Annotated in this window: 16 protein-coding genes; 5 read left to right on the forward strand and 11 right to left on the reverse strand. The window is 60.4% G+C overall.

The genetic code is table 11. The annotated features are described in order from the left end of the window. The first annotated feature begins 45 nt into the window (after positions 1-45). The 3 genes from plsB (at position 46) to B7L09_RS11455 (ending at position 3,717) form a co-directional block, all read left to right on the forward strand. Positions 46-2,529, forward strand: a complete 2,484-nt coding sequence (gene plsB, locus B7L09_RS11445) for a glycerol-3-phosphate 1-O-acyltransferase PlsB (RefSeq protein WP_094468890.1) — start codon at positions 46-48, stop codon at positions 2,527-2,529. 72 nt (positions 2,530-2,601) lie between these two features. Next, complete coding sequence (locus B7L09_RS11450) at positions 2,602-3,000, forward strand: YbaY family lipoprotein (RefSeq protein WP_094468891.1); 399 nt, start codon at positions 2,602-2,604, stop codon at positions 2,998-3,000. Between the two features lie 27 nt (positions 3,001-3,027). After that, positions 3,028-3,717, forward strand: coding sequence for a DUF4197 domain-containing protein (locus tag B7L09_RS11455; protein WP_094468892.1), 690 nt, complete (start codon positions 3,028-3,030; stop codon positions 3,715-3,717). On the opposite strand, the gene B7L09_RS11460 is transcribed toward B7L09_RS11455, so the two are convergent. From B7L09_RS11460 to B7L09_RS11470, 3 genes are all read right to left on the reverse strand, one after another. Then, positions 3,714-5,129: a Fic family protein gene (locus tag B7L09_RS11460; RefSeq protein ID WP_255141873.1), complete on the reverse strand. Its 1,416-nt coding sequence runs from the start codon at positions 5,127-5,129 to the stop codon at positions 3,714-3,716. The two genes, B7L09_RS11455 and B7L09_RS11460, sit on opposite strands and share 4 nt — an antisense overlap. Before the next feature lie 75 nt (positions 5,130-5,204). Beyond that, a complete protein-coding gene (locus B7L09_RS11465; RefSeq protein WP_094468893.1) occupies positions 5,205-8,270 on the reverse strand; it encodes an efflux RND transporter permease subunit in 3,066 nt (1,021 codons plus the stop codon). Between the two features lie 6 nt (positions 8,271-8,276). Next, complete coding sequence (locus tag B7L09_RS11470; RefSeq protein ID WP_094468894.1) at positions 8,277-9,377, reverse strand: efflux RND transporter periplasmic adaptor subunit; 1,101 nt, start codon at positions 9,375-9,377, stop codon at positions 8,277-8,279. 93 nt (positions 9,378-9,470) lie between these two features. Between B7L09_RS11470 and B7L09_RS11475 the strand changes: the two genes are divergently transcribed. After that, entirely contained in the window at positions 9,471-10,115 is a 645-nt protein-coding gene (locus tag B7L09_RS11475) for a TetR/AcrR family transcriptional regulator (RefSeq protein ID WP_094468895.1), read from the forward strand. A gap of 105 nt (positions 10,116-10,220) precedes the next feature. Here the strand turns inward: B7L09_RS11475 and B7L09_RS11480 are convergent, their stop codons facing one another. Next, a complete protein-coding gene (locus tag B7L09_RS11480) occupies positions 10,221-11,003 on the reverse strand; it encodes a class I SAM-dependent methyltransferase (RefSeq protein WP_094468896.1) in 783 nt (260 codons plus the stop codon). Between the two features lie 93 nt (positions 11,004-11,096). Between B7L09_RS11480 and B7L09_RS11485 the strand changes: the two genes are divergently transcribed. Beyond that, complete coding sequence (locus B7L09_RS11485; RefSeq protein WP_094468897.1) at positions 11,097-11,717, forward strand: energy transducer TonB; 621 nt, start codon at positions 11,097-11,099, stop codon at positions 11,715-11,717. A 17-nt stretch (positions 11,718-11,734) separates the two neighbouring features. Here the strand turns inward: B7L09_RS11485 and B7L09_RS11490 are convergent, their stop codons facing one another. The 7 genes from B7L09_RS11490 to ppc all read right to left on the reverse strand — a co-directional run bounded on the left by B7L09_RS11490 (position 11,735) and on the right by ppc (position 19,064). Then, positions 11,735-12,430, reverse strand: coding sequence for an extensin-like domain-containing protein (locus tag B7L09_RS11490; RefSeq protein ID WP_094468898.1), 696 nt, complete (start codon positions 12,428-12,430; stop codon positions 11,735-11,737). A gap of 2 nt (positions 12,431-12,432) precedes the next feature. Then, positions 12,433-13,254, reverse strand: coding sequence for an isocitrate lyase/PEP mutase family protein (locus B7L09_RS11495; RefSeq protein ID WP_094468899.1), 822 nt, complete (start codon positions 13,252-13,254; stop codon positions 12,433-12,435). 32 nt (positions 13,255-13,286) lie between these two features. After that, the gene (locus tag B7L09_RS11500; RefSeq protein ID WP_094468900.1) at positions 13,287-14,147 is read right to left on the reverse strand and encodes a DUF72 domain-containing protein; all 861 of its coding nucleotides are present in this window, start codon (positions 14,145-14,147) and stop codon (positions 13,287-13,289) included. Beyond that, positions 14,147-14,452 carry a hypothetical protein gene (locus B7L09_RS11505; protein ID WP_094468901.1) on the reverse strand — a complete coding sequence of 102 codons (306 nt, stop codon included), beginning with the start codon at positions 14,450-14,452 and terminating at the stop codon, positions 14,147-14,149. The genes B7L09_RS11500 and B7L09_RS11505 overlap by 1 nt, the downstream gene beginning before the upstream one ends. A gap of 277 nt (positions 14,453-14,729) precedes the next feature. After that, a complete protein-coding gene (tsaB, locus tag B7L09_RS11510; RefSeq protein WP_094468902.1) occupies positions 14,730-15,404 on the reverse strand; it encodes a tRNA (adenosine(37)-N6)-threonylcarbamoyltransferase complex dimerization subunit type 1 TsaB in 675 nt (224 codons plus the stop codon). 93 nt (positions 15,405-15,497) lie between these two features. Then, a complete protein-coding gene (gene adk, locus B7L09_RS11515; RefSeq protein WP_094468903.1) occupies positions 15,498-16,145 on the reverse strand; it encodes an adenylate kinase in 648 nt (215 codons plus the stop codon). 288 nt (positions 16,146-16,433) lie between these two features. Next, entirely contained in the window at positions 16,434-19,064 is a 2,631-nt protein-coding gene (gene ppc / locus B7L09_RS11520) for a phosphoenolpyruvate carboxylase (RefSeq protein ID WP_094468904.1), read from the reverse strand. Positions 19,065-19,170 lie beyond the last annotated feature (106 nt).

Here is a 19,170-nt window from a genome sequence, read left to right on the forward strand (position 1 = left end):
CCGCCCGAGCAATTGCTTGGTTTTACTCACTCACGCAGAAGCCGTATGACCCGTTCCCCGTTCCGCCGTCTTGTGTTTGGCACCTTGCGCCGACTGTTGTACCTCTGGGTTCGCTCCGAGACGATCAACCAGTCGTCCCTAACCCTTAACCTCGACCGCAGCCGGCCGGTGTTCTACGTCCTGCAATACCCTTCGCTGACCGACCTTGCCGTGGTCGACACCGAATGCAGCAAGGCTGGCCTGCCCCGTCCGGTGCTGCCTGTGTCGGTGGGTAACCTGGTGGAACCCGCTGCATTTTTCTACCTGACGCCGGAGCCCGACTGGCTCGGCCGTCAGGACAAACGTGGTGCGCCGCCCGCCCTGACCCGCCTGGTCAGCGCCCTGAGCCAGAACGCCGCCGAAGACGCGCAGATCATTCCGGTCAGCGTGTTTTGGGGCCAATCGCCCGATAGTGAATCGAGCCCGTGGAAATTGCTCTTCGCTGACAGTTGGGCCGTGACCGGACGCCTGCGTCGATTGCTGAGCATCATTGTGCTGGGGCGCAAAACCCGCGTGCAGTTCTCGGCGCCGATTCATTTGCGCGAGCTGATCGACCACAACAAAGGCCACGAGCGCACGGTGCGCATGGCCCAGCGGATCCTGCGGGTGCACTTCCGCAACCTGAAAGCCGCAGTGATCGGCCCGGACATTTCCCACCGCCGCAACCTGGTCAAGGGCTTGCTCAACCAGCCGCTGGTCAAGCAAGCGATCCTCGACGAAGCCGAGCGCGAGAACATCTCCCCGGAGAAAGCCAAGGCCCAGGCCCTGCGCTACGGCAACGAGATCGCCTCGGACTACACCTACACCGCGATCCGCTTTCTCGAAGTGGTACTGAGCTGGTTCTGGAACAAGATCTACGACGGCATCAAGGTCAATAACATCGAGGGTGTGCAAAAGGTTGCCCAGGGTTATGAGGTGATCTACGTGCCTTGCCACCGTAGCCATATCGACTACCTGCTGCTCTCGTACCTGCTGTTCAAGAATGGCCTGACCCCGCCGCACATCGCCGCCGGCATCAACCTGAACATGCCGGTGATCGGCAGCCTGCTGCGCCGTGGCGGTGCGTTTTTCATGCGCCGCACCTTCAAGGGCAACCCGCTGTATACCTCGGTGTTCAACGAATACCTGCACACGCTGTTCACCAAGGGTTTCCCGGTGGAGTACTTCGTGGAAGGCGGGCGCTCGCGCACCGGGCGCATGCTGCAACCGAAAACCGGAATGCTGGCAATCACCCTGCGCAGCTTCCTGCGCTCTTCGCGCATGCCGATCGTGTTTGTGCCGGTGTATATCGGCTATGAGCGTGTGCTGGAAGGCCGCACTTACCTCGGCGAGCTGCGTGGCGCGAGCAAGAAGAAAGAATCGATCTTTGATATTTTCAAAGTGGTCGGCGCGCTCAAGCAGCGCTTTGGCCAAGTCGCGGTCAATTTCGGCGAACCGATCAAGCTGGCCGAGTTCCTCGACAGCGAACAGCCAGACTGGCGCAAACAGGAACTCGGCCCGAACTACAAACCCGCCTGGCTCAACGAAACCACCAACCGCCTCGGTGAGCAGGTGGCGCGCCACTTGAACGAAGCCGCCGCAGTCAACCCGGTGAATCTGGTGGCCCTGGCGCTGCTGTCCACCACCCGCCTGGCGCTGGATGATCGCGCCATGGCGCGCGTGCTTGATTTGTATCTGGCGCTGTTGCGCAAGGTCCCGTACTCGCCGCATACCACGCTGCCGGACGGTGACGGCCGGGCGTTGATCAAGCACGTCAAGGACATGGACCTGTTGTCCGAGCAAAGTGACGCCCTGGGCAAGATCCTGTACCTGGACGAGCAGAATGCCGTCCTGATGACCTATTACCGCAACAACGTACTGCACATCTTCGCCCTGCCCGCACTGCTGGCAAGCTTCTTCCAGAGCGCCTCGCGCATGAGCCGCGAACAGATCCTGCGCTACACCCGGGCGCTGTATCCGTACCTGCAATCAGAGCTGTTCATTCGCTGGACGCTGGACGAACTGGATGGCGTGATCGATCAATGGCTCGAAGCGTTCGTCGAGCAAGGTCTGCTGCGTTTCGAGAACGATGTCTACCTGCGCCCGGCGCCAAGCTCGCGGCACTTTGTGTTGCTGACGTTGTTGTCGAAGAGCATCGCCCAGACACTGCAACGCTTCTACATGGCGATCTCGCTGCTGCTCAACAGCGGCCAGAACAGCATCAGCGCCGAGGAGCTGGAAGACCTGTGCACGATCATGGCCCAGCGCCTGTCGATCCTGCATGGCCTCAATGCCCCGGAGTTTTTCGACAAGAGCCTTTTCCGACATTTCATCCAGACCCTGCTGGATCTCGACGTGCTCAAGCGCGACGAAGCCGGCAAGCTGAGTTATCACGAACTGCTGGGCGAACTGGCAGAAGGCGCGGCCAAACGGGTGTTGCCGGCGGAGATTCGTTTATCGATCCGTCAGGTGGCGTTGCATCGAAGTGAAGATGCAGCGGACCAGGCTTAGTTGGAGTCGGCGGTAACTTCCTGACAATGACTATAGGAACAAGGATGTTCTTATAATCTGTCAATTCAATTCATGAAAAAACATTCGTTTCTGGGACTGGCTGCTTTGCTCAGTGCCTGCCAAACCCTGCAACCTGCCGCGAAAACCAGCCTCGATGGCGAAGTCTTCTACCTGCAACGCATTGCCCTGCCGCCCGCCGCCACCTTGAGCGTCAGCCTGCAGGACGTGTCCTTGATGGACGCCCCGGCCGTGACCCTCGCCGAACAGAAAGGCCCGGTAAAAGGCCAGGTGCCACTGCCGTTTCATCTGAGTTACGATCCGGCCCAGGTCAAACCCGGCCATCGCTATTCCGTCAGTGCGCGCATCGAAGTCGACGGCAAGCTGATGTTCATCACCACCGAACACCACGCCGTACAACTTGATGGCAGCGATCCGCAGCCACTAAAAATCCGCGTCGACGCCGTTCGCTAAACTCCTCTTTCGTACAAGGAAGCTGCCATGTTTCGCCCTACCCTTCGTTTCGCCGGCCTCTGCGCAGGCTTGATGATCTCCGCCAGCGCACTGGCGCTGTCGCTCAATGACCTTTCGCAAAAAGATGCTACCGGTGGCCTCAAGGATGCCCTGACCCAAGGCGCGCAACTGGCCGTCAAACAACTCGGCACGCCGGGCGGCTTCAGCAACAACCCGGACGTGAAAATCGAACTGCCGGGCAAACTGGGCAAAGTGGCCGACAAGCTGAAGATGTTCGGCATGGGTGATCAAGTCACACAGCTGGAAACCAGCATGAACAAGGCGGCTGAAACTGCCGTGACCCAGGCGCAGCCGATCCTGGTCGATGCCGTGAAGAAGATGAGCGTCGAAGACGCCAAAGGGATTCTCAGCGGCGGTAACGACTCGGCAACCCAGTACCTGAGCAAAACCAGCCGCGAACAGATTCGCCTGAAGTTCCTGCCGATCGTCAAGCAAGCCACCGACCAGGTCGGCCTGGCCAAGCAATACAACACCTTCGCTGGCCAGGCAGCGACCATGGGCGTGCTGGATACCAAGAACGCCAACATCGAAAGCTACGTGACCGAGCAGGCGCTGGACGGCTTGTTCAAAATGATTGCGCAGCAGGAAGAAACCATTCGCCAGAATCCGGCGGCTGCGGCGACGAGTCTGGCGAAGAAAGTGTTTGGTACGCTTTAATTCCAGGCAATTGAAACTCGCAAAAAAGCCCACTGGTCTTTACAGGTCAGTGGGCTTTTTCCGTTTGCGCTACTGGTGCGGATCAACCTGATCCAGATCTTCTCAAACACATTCAACTCCACCAACCCGTTCAACGTGGCTGATGCCGTGTTGTACGAGCAGTCCAGATTTTCCTTCACATTGACCGCCGTAAACTCTTTGGCCATCCCACTCTTGGCTACTTGGTAAACGGCACGTTGCTTCTCGGTCAGTCGATCGAAAAAACCAGACTCTGTCAGCCAGCGATCAAAGCGTTCCGTATACGCCAGACTTTTCCGATAGGCCTCAGTAAAACCACTGACAGCACGCAGAATCACGGAACACTGAAAATCGATGAAATAAGTCAGGTCCAAATCATCCGCCTCGGTATTCAAATAGGATCGCCCATATTTCACCGGCGCATTGCGCAGCAAAATACTGATCGCTATGTAGCGGAATGCAGAAAAATCATTCTTGAACATGAACCAGTAGAACAGCGCCCGCGCGACCCGGCCATTGCCGTCACGGAAAGGATGCTCATAACCCAGGGCAAAGTGCAGCGCGATGCCTTTAATCATTGGATGCAGATAGTCCGTCCGCTCGGGATCGTCGTGTGACTGGTTGATCCATTCCGACAATGTACGCAGTCGCGAAACCAGACCCACTGCAGGTGGCGGCGTATGAACGGTGTTTCCCTCCCCGTCCTGCACCACCACATCGTCGTTGGCCCTGAATTCCCCGGGCGAATACTGTGCATCGTCAATCCCCTCGACACCGACGCGGTGCATCGCCATTATCAGCTGTACGCTCAGGGGGTCGTAGCGCCGTTCCCAGGCGAAATTCATCATCTTGTAATTGCCCACCACCATTCGCTCATCCGGTGTGCGCGGCAGCCTTTTGCGCTTAAGCATGTCCTTGGCCACACGCGTGGTGGTAGCCGCGCCTTCGAGCTGACTGCTACTGATGGCCTCATCTTCAATCAGATCGTTGAGCAGATAACTGAAATGCGCATGCTCACCGATCCGGCTGGTCATGTATTCCAACGCGGCTGTCGTGGCTTGTCGGTCTACCGCCGAAATGGCTTTTTGCGCTAGCGGGGTCAGTACGAAGTTGCCCCACTGAACGGGCTCGCCCAATGGCAGGAGACTTGAATACTGTGCGGTCCGGGCTTTCTTCACCAACGCCCAGCACAGACTCGAATCCATTCCTGGCGCCCAGCGGTAGCGTAATTCGTGGAATGGCAGGTAACGCCCTTGGTCATCCAGCGGCTTGAGTAAGGCGAGATAGTCCGTGAGGCGCTCTTTGTGGGGCGACTGCGCCAACAGATCAAACACCGGGTCCGACCGTCCCGTGAACAAGGGATTTGCGAAATGTATTGCCTGACACGACGCCATCGCGAGCAGGCTCCCTCCCACAATTTAGAGCGGTGAACGTCAGCAAGAAAGCGGGCGGCCCGAAGGCCGCCGAGATTACACCGACTCTTTCTTGATCCTGAACCACGCCGCATACAACGCCGGCAAAAACAGCAGCGTCAGCGCCGTCGCCACGATCAACCCGCCCATGATCGCTACCGCCATTGGCCCAAAGAACACGCTGCGTGACAGCGGAATCATCGCCAGCACCGCCGCCAGGGCTGTCAGCACAATTGGTCGGAAGCGTCGCACCGTGGCTTCGATGATTGCTTGCCACGGTTTGAGCCCGGCGGCGATGTCCTGCTCGATCTGATCTACCAGAATTACCGAGTTACGCATGATCATCCCGGACAGTGCGATGGTCCCGAGCATCGCGACAAAACCGAACGGCTGACGAAACACCATCAAGAACAGCGTCACGCCAATCAAGCCCAGCGGTGCAGTCAGGAACACCATCGCAGTGCGTGAGAAACTGCGCAGTTGCAGCATCAGCAGAGTCAGCACCACCACAATGAACAGAGGCACACCGGCCTTGACCGAGTTCTGGCCACGGGCNGAGTCTTCCACCGTGCCACCGACATCCAGCAAGTAACCGTCCGGCAGTTCGGCGCGTATCGGGTCGAGGGTCGGCATGATCTGCTGCACCAGCGTCGCCGGTTGTTCCTTGCCGTAGATGTCGGCGCGCACGGTGACAGTCGGCAGGCGGTTACGATGCCAGATAATGCCCTCTTCGAAGCCGTATTCGAGGGTGGCAATCTGCGACAGCGCCACGCTTTTGCCATTGTCGGTCGGCACCGCCAGGCTCGGCAGCAACGACAACTCAGTGCGCTCATGCACGGTGCCGCGCAGCAGGATCTCGATCAACTCGTTGTCTTCGCGGTACTGGCTGACACTGGACCCGGTCAAAGAGCTTTGCAGGAACTTCGACAGGTTCGCCGTGCTCACGCCCAACGCCCGGGCGCGGTCCTGATCGACGTTCAGGTAAACCACNTTGCTCGGTTCTTCCCAGTCCAGGTGCACGTTAACCACATGGGTATTTTCGCGCACCCTTGCCGCCACTTTGCGGGCCAAGGCGCGGACTTCTTCGATGTGTTCGCCGGTCACACGAAACTGCACCGGATAGCCCACGGGCGGGCCGTTCTCCAGGCGCGTGACCCGCGAGCGCAGTTCGGGGAATTGCTCGTTAAGGGTTTCGATCAGCCAGGTGCGCAGGCTTTCGCGCTCTTCGATGGTTTTGGCCAGCACCACAAATTGCGCGAAGCTTGCAGCCGGCAGTTGCTGGTCCAGGGGCAGATAGAAACGCGGCGAACCGGTGCCGACGTAGGCCACATAGTTTTCGATGCCTGCATGCTCCTTGAGCAAGGCTTCCAGGCGTTTGACCTGGTCGGCAGTGTTGCTCAGGGAAGCGCCTTCCGCGAGTTTCAGATCGACCATCAACTCGAGTCGACCCGAGGCCGGGAAGAATTGTTGCGGCACAAAACGGAACAACACGATGGAGCCGATGAACAACACCACGGTCAGCACGATGACGGTTTTACGCCAGCGCACGCACCACTCCACCAAGCGTCTGACCCGCTGATAGAACGGCGTGCCATACGGGTCGGGCTGACCCGTGCCATGTTTGGCGGCATGAATCTTCGCCAGGTCAGGCAGGAGTTTTTCCCCCAGGTACGGCACAAACACCACCGCCGCAATCCATGAAGCCAGCAACGCAATGGTCACCACCTGGAAGATCGAACGGGTGTATTCGCCGGTGCCCGATTGTGCGGTGGCAATCGGCAGGAAGCCCGCCGCCGTGATCAACGTGCCAGTCAGCATGGGGAACGCGGTGCTGGTCCAGGCAAAGCTGGCGGCCTTGATCCGGTCGTAACCCTGCTCCATTTTGATCGCCATCATTTCCACGGCGATGATGGCGTCGTCGACCAGCAACCCCAAGGCCAGCACCAACGCACCGAGGGAGATTTTGTGCAGGCCGATACCGAGGTAATACATGGTTGCAAAGGTCATCGCCAGCACCAGCGGAATCGCCAGGGCCACGACCATACCGGTGCGCACCCCAAGTGAGAAAAAGCTCACCAGCAACACAATCGCCAGGGCTTCCACCAACACCTGGACGAACTCGCCGACGCCGGTTTTCACCGCTGCGGGCTGATCGGAAACCTTGCGCAGCTGCATGCCGGCCGGAAGGTTTTTCTGGATACGGTCAAACTCGACTTCCAGCGCCTTGCCCAACACCAGAATATCGCCGCCGTCCTTCATCGCCACGGCCAGACCGATGGCGCTCTCCGCCATGAAGCGCATGCGCGGCGCTGGCGGATCGTTGAAGCCGCGACGCACGTCGGCCACATCGGAGATGCGGAAGGTGCGATCACCGACGCGGATCGGGAAGTTCTTGATCTCATCGACTGTCTGAAAATTTCCCGAGACCCGTAGCTGCAATCGCTCGCTGGTGGTTTCAAAGAACCCGGCGGTGGATACCGCGTTCTGCTCTTCAAGCGCCTGCTGCACGGCGGCCAATGGCAACCCTAGGGTGGCCAGTTTGAGGTTGGACAGCTCGATCCAGATTTTCTCGTCCTGCAGCCCAAGCAGCTCGACCTTGCCCACATCCGGCACACGCTGCAGTTGAATCTGGATGCGATCGGCGTAGTCCTTGAGCACGGCGTAGTCGAAGCCATCGCCGGTCAGCGCGTAGATATTGCCGAAGGTGGTGCCGAACTCATCGTTGAAAAACGGCCCCTGGATGTCCGGCGGCAAGGTCTGGCGAATGTCACTGATCTTCTTGCGCACCTGGTACCANAGGTCCGGTATTTGCACCGAATGCAGGGAGTCCCGGGCAATGAACGTCACCTGGGATTCGCCGGGGCGCGAGAACGACACGATGCGTTCGTATTCGCCGGTTTCCATCAGTTTNTTCTCGATACGCTCGGTGACCTGGCGCGAGACTTCCTGGGCGGTGGCCCCGGGCCAATTGGTCTNGATCACCATGGCCTTGAACGTGAACGGTGGGTCTTCGCTTTGCCCCAGCTTGGTGTAGGACAGAGTGCCGACCACAGCCAGCAGGATCATCAGGAACAGTACGATCTGGCGATTACGCAACGCCCATTCGGAAAGATTGAAACCCATCGGGGACTACTCCTTGGCCGCCAGATTCACAACTCGGTTGGAGCGATCCACCGGGCGCACTTGCTGGCCCTCATGAAGCACATGAACGCCAGCGGCCACCACCCAGTCGCTGGCATTCAGGCCTTCGAGTACCGGAACGGTTTTTTCGCCGAAGGCACCGACCCGGACCGGGGTTTTCTTCAAGGTATTGTTGGCACTGACGACCCAAACGTAGGTCGCGCCGTTTTCCGCCGTCAGCGCCGACAACGGTACGGACAGCGGTATCACATCAGTTGTCTGGACGAATACCCGGGCGCTCTGGCCGAGTTCGGCCGGAACCTTGCCGCCGGTGAATGAAATCCGGGCAGCAAAGGTGCGGGACTTTGGATCGGCAGCCGGCGACAGCTCACGGATGCGCCCGGCAAAACGCTGATCGGGCTGAGTCCAGAGTTCGACCGAGACCGGCTGACCGACCTTGAAGCGGCCGAAGCTCTGCTCCGGCAAGCTGATCAACACTTCACGCTCGCCATCGGTGGCGAGGGTAAACACGGTTTGGCCGGCGGACACCACTTGGCCGACTTCCACCGCGCGCTTGGCGACGACACCCTCCTGTGGGGCGCGCAGCACCGCATAGCCAGCCTGGTTGCTCGATACATCGAATTCGGCCTTTATCTGCTTCAGGCGCGCTTCACCGGATCGGTAAAGGTTTTCGGAATTGTCGTACTGCGAGCGGCTGACCATCTGACGGTCCATCAGGGTCTTGTAGCGGTCACGCTCGGCGCGCACCAGGCTCAGGTTGGCCTCAGCGGCGGCAACCTGGGCACGCGTGGCTTCCAGTTGCAGGCGCACGTCCTGAGGATCGAGTTCGGCCAATGGTTGGTCGGCCTTGACCCGCTGCCCCTCTTCCACCAGTCGTCGGCTGACCTTGCCGCCGATGCGAAACGCCAGGTCCGGCTCATAGCGAGCCCGCACTTCACCCGGATAACTTTCCATTGCCTGAGCCGAAGGCTCTGGCTGCACCACCATGGCCGGGCGGACAGTGGCTTTCGGCGCCTCTTCGTGGCCACACGCAGACAATAAAAACGCCAGACTGACTGGCAACGCGAGGGGCAAGGCATAGCGGAACATGGTGAAGGACCTTTCGCTAATGGTGCTTGGAATAATTATACTGGCGAGTATGTTATTAATAGCAAACTCACCAGTCCAGTATTAAAGCGAAGAATGTCGAACAATCTTTCAGCACCCAACGGCCCGGGCCGCCCCAAGGATCTGGCCAAGCGCCAGGCCATCCTCGAAGCAGCTAAAATTCTGTTTTTGAGCAATGGCTACGCCAGCACCAGCATGGATGCCGTGGCCCTGGAGGCCGGCGTATCAAAACTGACGGTCTACAGCCATTTCAACGACAAGGAGACGCTGTTCTCCGCTGCAGTGATGGCCAAGTGCGAAGAGCAGTTGCCCACACTGTTTTTCGAGTTGCCGGACGGCATTTCGGTGGAATCGGTGCTGCTGAACATCGCACGCGGCTTTCACCAACTGATCAACAGCGACGAATCGGTGAACCTGCATCGGCTGATGATGGCCCTGGGCAGCCAGGACCCGAAACTCTCACTGATCTTCTTCGAGGCAGGGCCGCAGCGCATGTTGCATGGCATGGAGCGGTTGCTGACCAAGGTTGATCAGAGCGGCGCGTTGAGCATCGATAAACCGCGCAATGCCGCCGAGCATTTCTTCTGCCTGCTCAAGGGCGCGGGGAATTTCCGCTTGCTGTATGGCTGCGGCGAACCGGTGACGGGCGATGCGGCCGAGGAGCATGTGCGGGAAGTGGTGGGGTTGTTTATGCGGGCTTACAGGCCTGAGACAGCCTGATAGGTTTTGATTGTCTGGTCTGGCGCCCGCGGGCAAGCCTCGCTCCTACAGGATCTCCGTTGACCCTGTGGGAGCGAGCTTGCTCGCGATGGGAGCGACTCGGTCTCAGGGTTTCAGTGCTTTCTTCGGATAAATATCATACCGACTGGATTTCCCGTCCAGCGCATGACTCGGCTTGGGCCCCGCAATACACGGCGCCTTGCGCGGGCGCTTGACCACCACGCGGTGGCTGGCCAACGCCAAGGCGGCGGCCAGCAAGGCGGGCGCATCCGGGTCATCGCCTACCAGTGGCCGGAACAGGCGCATTTCCTTCTTCACCAGGGCGGTTTTCTCACGGTGCGGAAACATCGGGTCGAGGTAGATCACTTGCGGTGGCTCGCCTTCCCAGTTGCGCATGACCTCGATTGAGTTGCCCTTGAGCAACTTCATCCGCGCCACGATCGGTGCCACGTCAAAATCCTCCGCGCCACGGGCCAGTCCATCCTCGAGCAGAGCGCCAATCAGTGGCTGACGCTCGATCAGGCTCATCTCGCAGCCCAGGCTGGCCAGCACGAACGCGTCCTTGCCCAAACCTGCCGTGGCATCCAGCACGCGCGGGCGCACACCCTGAGCAACGCCGACCGCCTTGGCGATCATCTGCCCGCTGCCACCGCCGTATAAACGCCGGTGAGCTGCGCCGCCTTCGACAAAGTCCACGCGCACCGGCCCCGGTGCGTCAGGCCCAAGCTGTTGGAGCTGCANACCCTGTTCGCCCACCTGCAAGGCAAACTCACCGTCATCCACGTGCAAAGGCAAGCCCAGGCGCTCGGCCCACTGCTCGGCTTGTGGCTGAAACGCCGGGGCTGAGGCCTCGACATGGATGCGGCAGGCCGCAGGTTGCTCAATCATGGGAAAACACGCTCAAAAAATTAATGATCGGCAAAAACGGCCGATAACAAAACTAACGAGCATTTTGCCAGAGCTGAGCGTCGACCGAGAAAAATGTCAGGCATTCAATCCACATCCGTAGGCTACATATCGCGTCATGGCGATTATGGCCTGCGAAATTCCCAGGCACTGAGCGGCGTCAGTCACCTGTGGCAGGATTTTTTTGCCCAGGCCCTGGCCGAACAGTCGACCGATGTGGTGCCGGCGTGTGGCACGTTTCCTCCGGTTGATCTCGAAAGCCCGGTGGAGCCGACCGTCGGCAGCGAACTGCTGGCGCACATCGTCAGCCAGCGCGAATGCGATGTGAAAGAAACCGAAGTCAAACCACCCGAGCCGCTGTTCCTGCCGATTGCCGAGTTCGAAATGGACCTGGCCGACAAGCCTTTCCCGCCTTTCCCGGCTGAAGAAATCGTCGCCCAGCAGAAGCAGCAAGACTTCGAAAGTGGCTGGGTGCGTCCAATCGTGCTCACCGCCGGCCAGCCTGTGCCAGAAGCCGGCCCGGCGCCACAACCGCGTCCACTGCACTTGCCGATCGCCGAATTCGAAATGGACCTGCTGGACAAACCGTTCCCGCCGTTCTCCCCTGAAGAATTGGTCGAGCAACAAAAACACTTCGATTTCGATACCGGCTGGGCTCGCCCGATCGTCCTGCAAAACCTGCGCATCGCCGCCTGACCTTCAACAAAAAGCCCTCAGCGACACACCCACCACGGCCCGACATCGACATGAAAGTGATTGCGATGGGCGGCATTGTAGTCCGGGCTCAACACCACACTAAACAAGCCACAGGCGCCATCGCGGACCTGACGTAGAAACCGTGCGTCCTGATTATCCTTGGGCCAGTCCTTGAGCACGCTGATGGAGCGACCATCCGCCAGACGGAAACCGGCGATGTCCAGCGCATCGGCACTGGCGTGCTGGCTTCGTCTGCCGCTTTCGCGACCGTAGACATTGCGGCAGGCGAAACTGCCGAGATGATCGACCCGGCTGACGGGCTGCCCATACACCGCTTGCGCGGCGGGTTGCAGGGCGTGGTGTTCGAACAGGGCAAACGACACCGCCAAACGGCAACTGGCGAGAAAGCTGCTACTCAGCGCGACATCGCCGCCTTGGACTCGCAAGGTGTTGATCAATGGGCACGTCGCGCCGGGGCTGTCGGCCTGACGCACAACGCGTAAACCGGAGCTGCTCAAGGCCTGATCACACAATTGCGGATCATCGCGCAGGCGCATCAGCTTGTAGCGCGTCAGAAAGTTCGGCTCGGCCTTCACGTCCAGCGGCGCCCAAGGGTTCCACTGGGGTGGCAGCGAGATCCAGCCGCGCCAGACGCTCACGCCCGCCGCACCGATCATCAACAACATCAACAACAGCCACCACCGAAACCGCATCGTCAGCCTTTGAACAATTGATTGGCCTTGGCGTATGGCATGGACCGTGACGTGAACCCGAAGGTGCCCGACGTCTTGATCTCTTCGGCCGCGCGGAAAAACTCGCCGTAGGCCGCCAGGGCCAGGGCCGAACCGACGCTGATGCGNTTGACGCCCATCTCGCTCAACTGCNCNACNGTCAATTTGAGCCCGCCGGACATCAACACGTTGACCGGTTTCGGCGCCACGGCGCGGACCACCGCCAACACGTCTTCAGCGCTGCGCAGACCCGGCGCGTACAACACGTCGGCGCCCGCTTCGGCGAACGCCTGCAAACGGCGAATGGTATCGGCCAGGTCAGGATTGCCGTGCAGAAAATTCTCGGCACGGGCTGTCAGCATAAAAGGGAAAGGCAGGCTGCGAGCCGCTGCGACGGCGGCTTCAATGCGCGCCACGGCATGTTCGAAACAGTAGATCGGCGCGTCTTCTCGACCGGTGGCATCTTCGATCGAGCCCCCGACCGCGCCCGCCGCTGCGGCCTGCAAAATACTCTGTGCACATTCAGCCGGGTCGTCCGCGAAACCGTTTTCCAGGTCCACCGCCACCGGCAGCTCGGTTGCCGCGACAATCGCCCGCACGTTCGCCAGCGTATCGTCCAGCGTCAACCCGCCATCGGGGCGCGCATTGGAAAAGGCATAACCGGCGCTGGTGGTCGCCAGCGCCTCGAAACCCAGGCTGGCGAGCATCTTCGCCGAGCCGGCGTCCCACGGATTGGGAATGACAAAAGCGCCCTCGCGTTCGTGCAGTGCTTTGAACGCCTGGGCTCGAAGGGTTTGCGCATCCATTGGCAGGCTCCTGAAAGGGGGACGAATCCGCCTCAGAGCAGGCCAAGTTGCTCGGCGGCGGGCTCTCTGTATAGCTCAGGCAACGGCGGCAAGCCAGGCAAACGCACCATCAGTTTTGCGTGAAAACGTTGCGCCAGTTTGGCCGCCAGCAAGTTATCGGCAGTGTGCAGGAAGATGTAGGGCGTGCGGCCCTCTTCGATCCACACGGCGATTTTCTCCACCCACGGTTCCAGGAACGGATCGTTGGCCTCAAGCTCCGGATGGCCGATGAAACGCACCTGGGGAAACTGGGTCAGCGCCGCCGGGCGCGGGGGCACCTTGGGCTTTTTCGATTGGGCGTGGAGTACCGAAGGATCAGTCGACGTGCAGCTGAACAGCGCTCGCGGATCAAGGCAGATGCGTTCTACGCCCCTATCCAGCAGCAGCCGATTGAGCCTTCGTTCGCTATCGCCTTTGGCAAAGAACTCGTCATGCCGCACTTCAACGGCCAGCGGTCGCTCAAGCGCATCGATGAAGCCGGCAAGTTCCGGCAATCGGTGCGGCGTGAAGCTTTTCGACAGCTGCAGCCACAAGGGCGAAACCCGTTCACCGAGAGGGCTGAGCAATTGCAAGAAGGTGTCGGCGGCGGTCAGTTGCTCGCGCAGGTCACCGCCGTGGCTGATGTCGCCGGGGAACTTGGCGGTGAAGCGAAAGTGTTCGGGCATGGTCTCCGCCCATCGCTGCACGGTGCTGGCAGCCGGGCTCGCGTAGAAGGTCGTATTGCCTTCTACGGCGTTGAATACTTGGGAATAGAGATTCAGAAATTCAGCGGGTTTGGCGTCCGGCGGATACAAATAATCACGCCAGGCGTTTTCACTCCAGGACGGGCAGCCGAGGTAGTAAGGCAGCCGCATCAGATGTACAGGTCGAGACCCAGCACTTCCATATCCCATTCGACAAAGCCGGCGGTGGTCAGGTAGCTGGCCAGGGCGGTGGCGACGCTTTTGCTCATGGAACGGTGGAACATCATGTCTTGCTGACGGGCCGGGAGATTGCTCAGGCGTTGCGCGGAAGCCTTGGCGGCACGGGCGGCCATTTGCTCTTCGGACGGAATTTCCAGTTCGCCGTCGATATCGACGTAGTCGTCATCCGCCACAGGGCCTTTGCGAGGCTTGCGCTTGATGGGGTAGGACTGGGAGGAAACGCCGTCTATACGCATGAGTACATGTCCGGTATCAGTAATGGCAGTTTAGTGGCACCTATTCCACTTCGCAAACCGCCGAGTGATAACTAGAACACAGAAATACGAAAAGGTTTAAAAACGGAACGCATAAATCGATGATTGGCTGCGCCTGGATGGCTGATTGTGGCGAGGGGGCAAGCCCCCTCGCCACAAAAGCGGTGGGATCAACGCGCTTTCGANNTCGATGATTGGCTGCGCCTGGATGGCTGATTGTGGCGAGGGGGCAAGCCCCCTCGCCACAAAAGCGGTGGGATCAACGCGCTTTCGGCGTCGCCACTTTGTCGCGCAGATAAACCGGCTGAGCCTCATCCGCCACAATCGCCTCACCACGCGCCCAGGCAAACCGCGCCAGCGTCAGCAGGTCTTCGGCGTGTGGCAGCATGCCTGCGTCCTGCCCGCTCAGATTGACGGCGATGCGCTCGGCATACCCCCAACCCGTGCCGGCGCCGAACCATTCACCACTGGCATCAGCCGGCAATGCGGCCACTTCCGGCGCCAACACCGCTTCATTGCCGACCAGGCGCATCTCCCCCGCCGTTTCGCGGTAGCAACCCCAATACACCTCATCCATGCGCGCATCGATGGCGGCCGCGACCTGGCTGACGCCGTGTTCGCGATAAGCCCGTTGCGCCAGTACCGCCAGGTTGGAGACCGGCAACACCGGGCGATCCAGCGCAAACGCCAGGCCCTGCACCACGCCAATGGCGATCCGCACGCCAGTGAATGCGCCCGGCCCACGACCGAAGGCGATGGCATCGACCGCTTGCAGGGTGGTGCCGGCGTCTTCCAGCAATTGCTTGATCATCGGCAACAGCTTCTGCGCGTGCAGGCGCGGGATCACCTCGTAGTGGCTCGTTACCTTGCCATCGTGCAGCAAGGCAACAGAGCAAGCTTCAGTCGCGGTGTCCAGGGCCAGCAGGGTGCTCATCGGTGTANNNGTAAGAGAGGTCAGAAAAAGTGCGCCAGTATAAACAACTACGGCCCGCAAGCGGGCCGTAGAAGATGAAGCGGATCAGTCTTTTCAGTTCAGCGCTTCAAGCACCTTGCCGGTGATCGCTTCAACCGAGCCAATGCCTTCGACGTGGCTGTACTTCGGTTTGCCTTGAGCGACGGACAGCTCCTGGTAAAACTTCACCAGAGGCTCGGTCTGGGCGTGGTAGACCGACAGACGATGGCGCACGGTTTCTTCGGTGTCATCCTTACGCTGTACCAGGTCTTCGCCGGTAACATCGTCCTTGCCTTCAACCTTCGGCGGGTTGTAGACGGTGTGGTACACGCGGCCCGAGGCCTCGTGAACACGACGACCGGCGATACGCTGGACGATTTCTTCGTCTTCAACCGCGATTTCAACCACGGCATCCAACTCAACGCCAGCCTTCACCAGGGCTTCAGCCTGGGGAATGGTGCGTGGGAAGCCGTCGAACAGGAAACCGTTCTTGCAGTCGTCCTGGCTGATGCGTTCCTTGACCAGGTTGATGATCAGGTCATCGGAAACCAGGCCGCCGCTGTCCATCACGCTTTTTGCGATCAGGCCCAGCTCGGTGCCGGCCTTGACGGCCGCGCGCAGCATGTCGCCGGTGGAGATTTGTGGAATGCCGAATTTTTCAGTGATGAACTTTGCCTGAGTACCTTTACCGGCCCCGGGAGCTCCCAGCAGAATGACGCGCATCGATGTGCTCCTCAATTTTTTATAGAGATGACAACGGATTCGCCTCGTGGGGCCAATCTCAAAAACAGGGTCGTGGCCGCCCAAACGGCCAAAGGCTGCTCAAGATACACAGCAGGCCCGGACCACACAAGCCGCCGAAAGTCGGAGAAACCCGCGCCTTGCGTGACCTTGCGACGGGGTACCCCAAGTCGCAACCCCATCATTAACTGTCGCCTGGCAGACCTTTTCAGCCTCTCGCCCACCGGCACCCGAAGCTCGCGCCGGGCGCCTTCCCCCACGACGAAAACCTTAGCCGGTATTTCGCAAACCGGCAGCAATNCCCGCCACGGACACCAGCAGCGCCTGTTCCAGAGGGCTATCCTGCGCCGCCTCCTGCTGNCGCGAACGGGCCAACAGTTCGGCCTGCAATAGATGAAGCGGGTCGAGATAGGTGTTGCGCAAGCGGATGAATTCAAGGGTGTCAGGGCTATGTGCCAGTAGCTGNGACTGGCCAGTCAGGCCAAGGACCACACTGCACGCCTGCGACAATAGGTCGCGTAAGTGCGCACCCAATGGCAGAANATCCGGCTCGACCAGACGCTCATCGTAGGATCGGGCAATGTCGGCGTCCGCTTTGGCCAGGACCATTTCCAACATATCGATGCGNGTGCGAAAGAACGGCCATTGCTCGCGCATCTGCCCCAGCAACTCGCCCTCGCCGCGCTCCAGCGCCTTGCTTAATGCAGCTTCCCAGCCAAGCCAGGCGGGTAACATCAGGCGCGTCTGGGTCCAGCCGAAGATCCATGGAATGGCGCGCAGGCTTTCAATCCCGCCAGCGCGGCGCTTGGCCGGGCGACTGCCCAACGGCAAACGGCCCAACTCCTGCTCCGGCGTGGACTGGCGGAAGTACTCGACGAACTGGGGATTTTCGCGCACGACGGCGCGGTAAGCGCTGACACCGTCTGCCGCCAATTCGTCCATCAAATGGCGCCAGGCCGGCTCGGGCGGCGGCGGTGGCAACAGCGTGGCTTCCAGCACCGCGGCCAGGTACAGATTGAGGTTCTGCTCGGCGATGTCCGGCAGGCCGAACTTGAANCGNATCATTTCCCCCTGTTCGGTGGTGCGGAAACGTCCCGCTACAGAACCGGGCGGCTGCGACAGAATCGCCGCGTGCGCCGGGCCGCCGCCACGCCCCACGGTACCGCCGCGACCGTGGAACAGCAGCAGTTCCACTTGCTGTTCGCGGCAGATATCCACCAAACGTTCCTGCGCCCGGTACTGCGCCCAGGCGGCAGCCGTGGTGCCGGCGTCCTTGGCTGAGTCCGAGTAGCCGATCATCACTTCCTGCGGCCCATGCANGCGCGAGCGATAGCCCGGCAGCAGCAACAGCTTTTCAATCACCGGACCGGCGTTATCGAGGTCGGCGAGGGTTTCGAACAACGGCACCACGCGCATCGGCCGCAACACGCCGGACTCTTTGAGCAGCAGTTGCACGGCGAGCACGTCGGAAGCGGCGCCGGCCATGGAGATCACATAAGAGCCGAGCGAGGCCCCCGGGGCAGCGGCAATTTCCCGGCACGTCGCCAGCACTTCGGCGGTGTCGGCCGACGGCTTGAAGTACGCCGGCAGCAACGGCCGACGGTTGTTCTGCTCACGCACCAGGAAGGCGATGCGCTCTTCCTCGCTCCAGTCTTCGTAGCGACCCAGCCCCAGGTAATCGGTGATTTCTGTCATGGCCGCGGTATGCCGCGACGAGTCCTGGCGCACATCAAGCCTCACCAGAAACAGCCCAAAGGTCACCGCCCGACGCAGGCAATCGAGCAACGGACCGTCGGCGATCACGCCCATGCCACACTCGTGTAAGGAGTGGTAACACAACTCCAGCGGATCCAGCAGGTCGCGGTTGTTGTGCAACACATCGGCCGGTGCCGGGGTGGTGGCCGTCAAAGAGGCATGTGCCCAGTTACGCGTTGCCCGCAGACGTTCACGCAACTGTTTAAGCACCGCGCGATAAGGTTCGGCGCTGTCCCCGGCCTTGGCTTTCAACGCCGGGCTGGCCTGTTGCATCGACAGCTCGGACGCCAGGTGATCGATATCACGCAAATACAAATCCGCCGCCATCCAGCGCGCCAGCAACAGCACTTCGCGGGTGACCGGCGCGGTGACATTCGGGTTGCCATCACGGTCCCCGCCCATCCACGAGGCAAACCGAATCGGCGCGGCCTCCAGTGGNAAATGCAGGCCGGTGGCGGCGTGCAGGGCTTTATCGGCCTTGCGCATGTAATTCGGGATGGCCTGCCACAACGAATGCTCAATCACCGCAAAGCCCCACTTGGCTTCATCCACCGGGGTGGGCCGCACGCGGCGGATTTCTTCGGTGTGCCAGGCTTCGGCGATCAACCGCTGCAACCGTTCGCGGATCTGCTCGCGCTCGGCTGTCGTCAGGTCGCGATGGTCCTGGGCGGCCAGTTGCGCGGCGATGGCGTCGTATTTCTGGATCAGCGTGCGGCGCGCCACTTCGGTCGGGTGCGCGGTCAGGACCAGTTCGATTTCCAGCCGTCCCAGTTGCCGGGCCAGGGATTCGGCGCTATGGCCTTCGGCGCGCAGGCGCGCGAGCAGTTCCGGCAACACCCGTGCCTCGAACGGCGCCGGTTGCGATTCTTCGCGGCGGTGAATCAGCTGATACTGCTCGGCGATATTGGCCAGGTTGAGAAACTGGTTGAACGCCCGCGCTACCGGCAGCAACTCTTCTTCGCTCAATTGGTTGAGGCTGGCGCTCAGCTCGGCATCCATCGAACCGCGACGGTCAGCCTTGGCGCCCTTGCGGATCTGCTCGATCTTGTCGAGNAAATCATCGCCGTATTGCTCTCGAATGGTGTTGCCCAACAGTTCACCCAGCAGGTGAACATCCTCACGCAAGCGTGCATCAATATCGGTCATCAGCAGTTCTCCAGCGAAAATCCGGGTGTCTATGAATGCCATGCTCTGACCACAGAGAGTGCCGCTCTAAAGCGCTTCTTACAAGCAGACGACGAAGGGACGGTAA

The organism is Pseudomonas mandelii (genome assembly GCF_002251635.1).
GTDB classification, from domain to species: Bacteria; Pseudomonadota; Gammaproteobacteria; order Pseudomonadales; family Pseudomonadaceae; genus Aquipseudomonas; species Aquipseudomonas mandelii_B.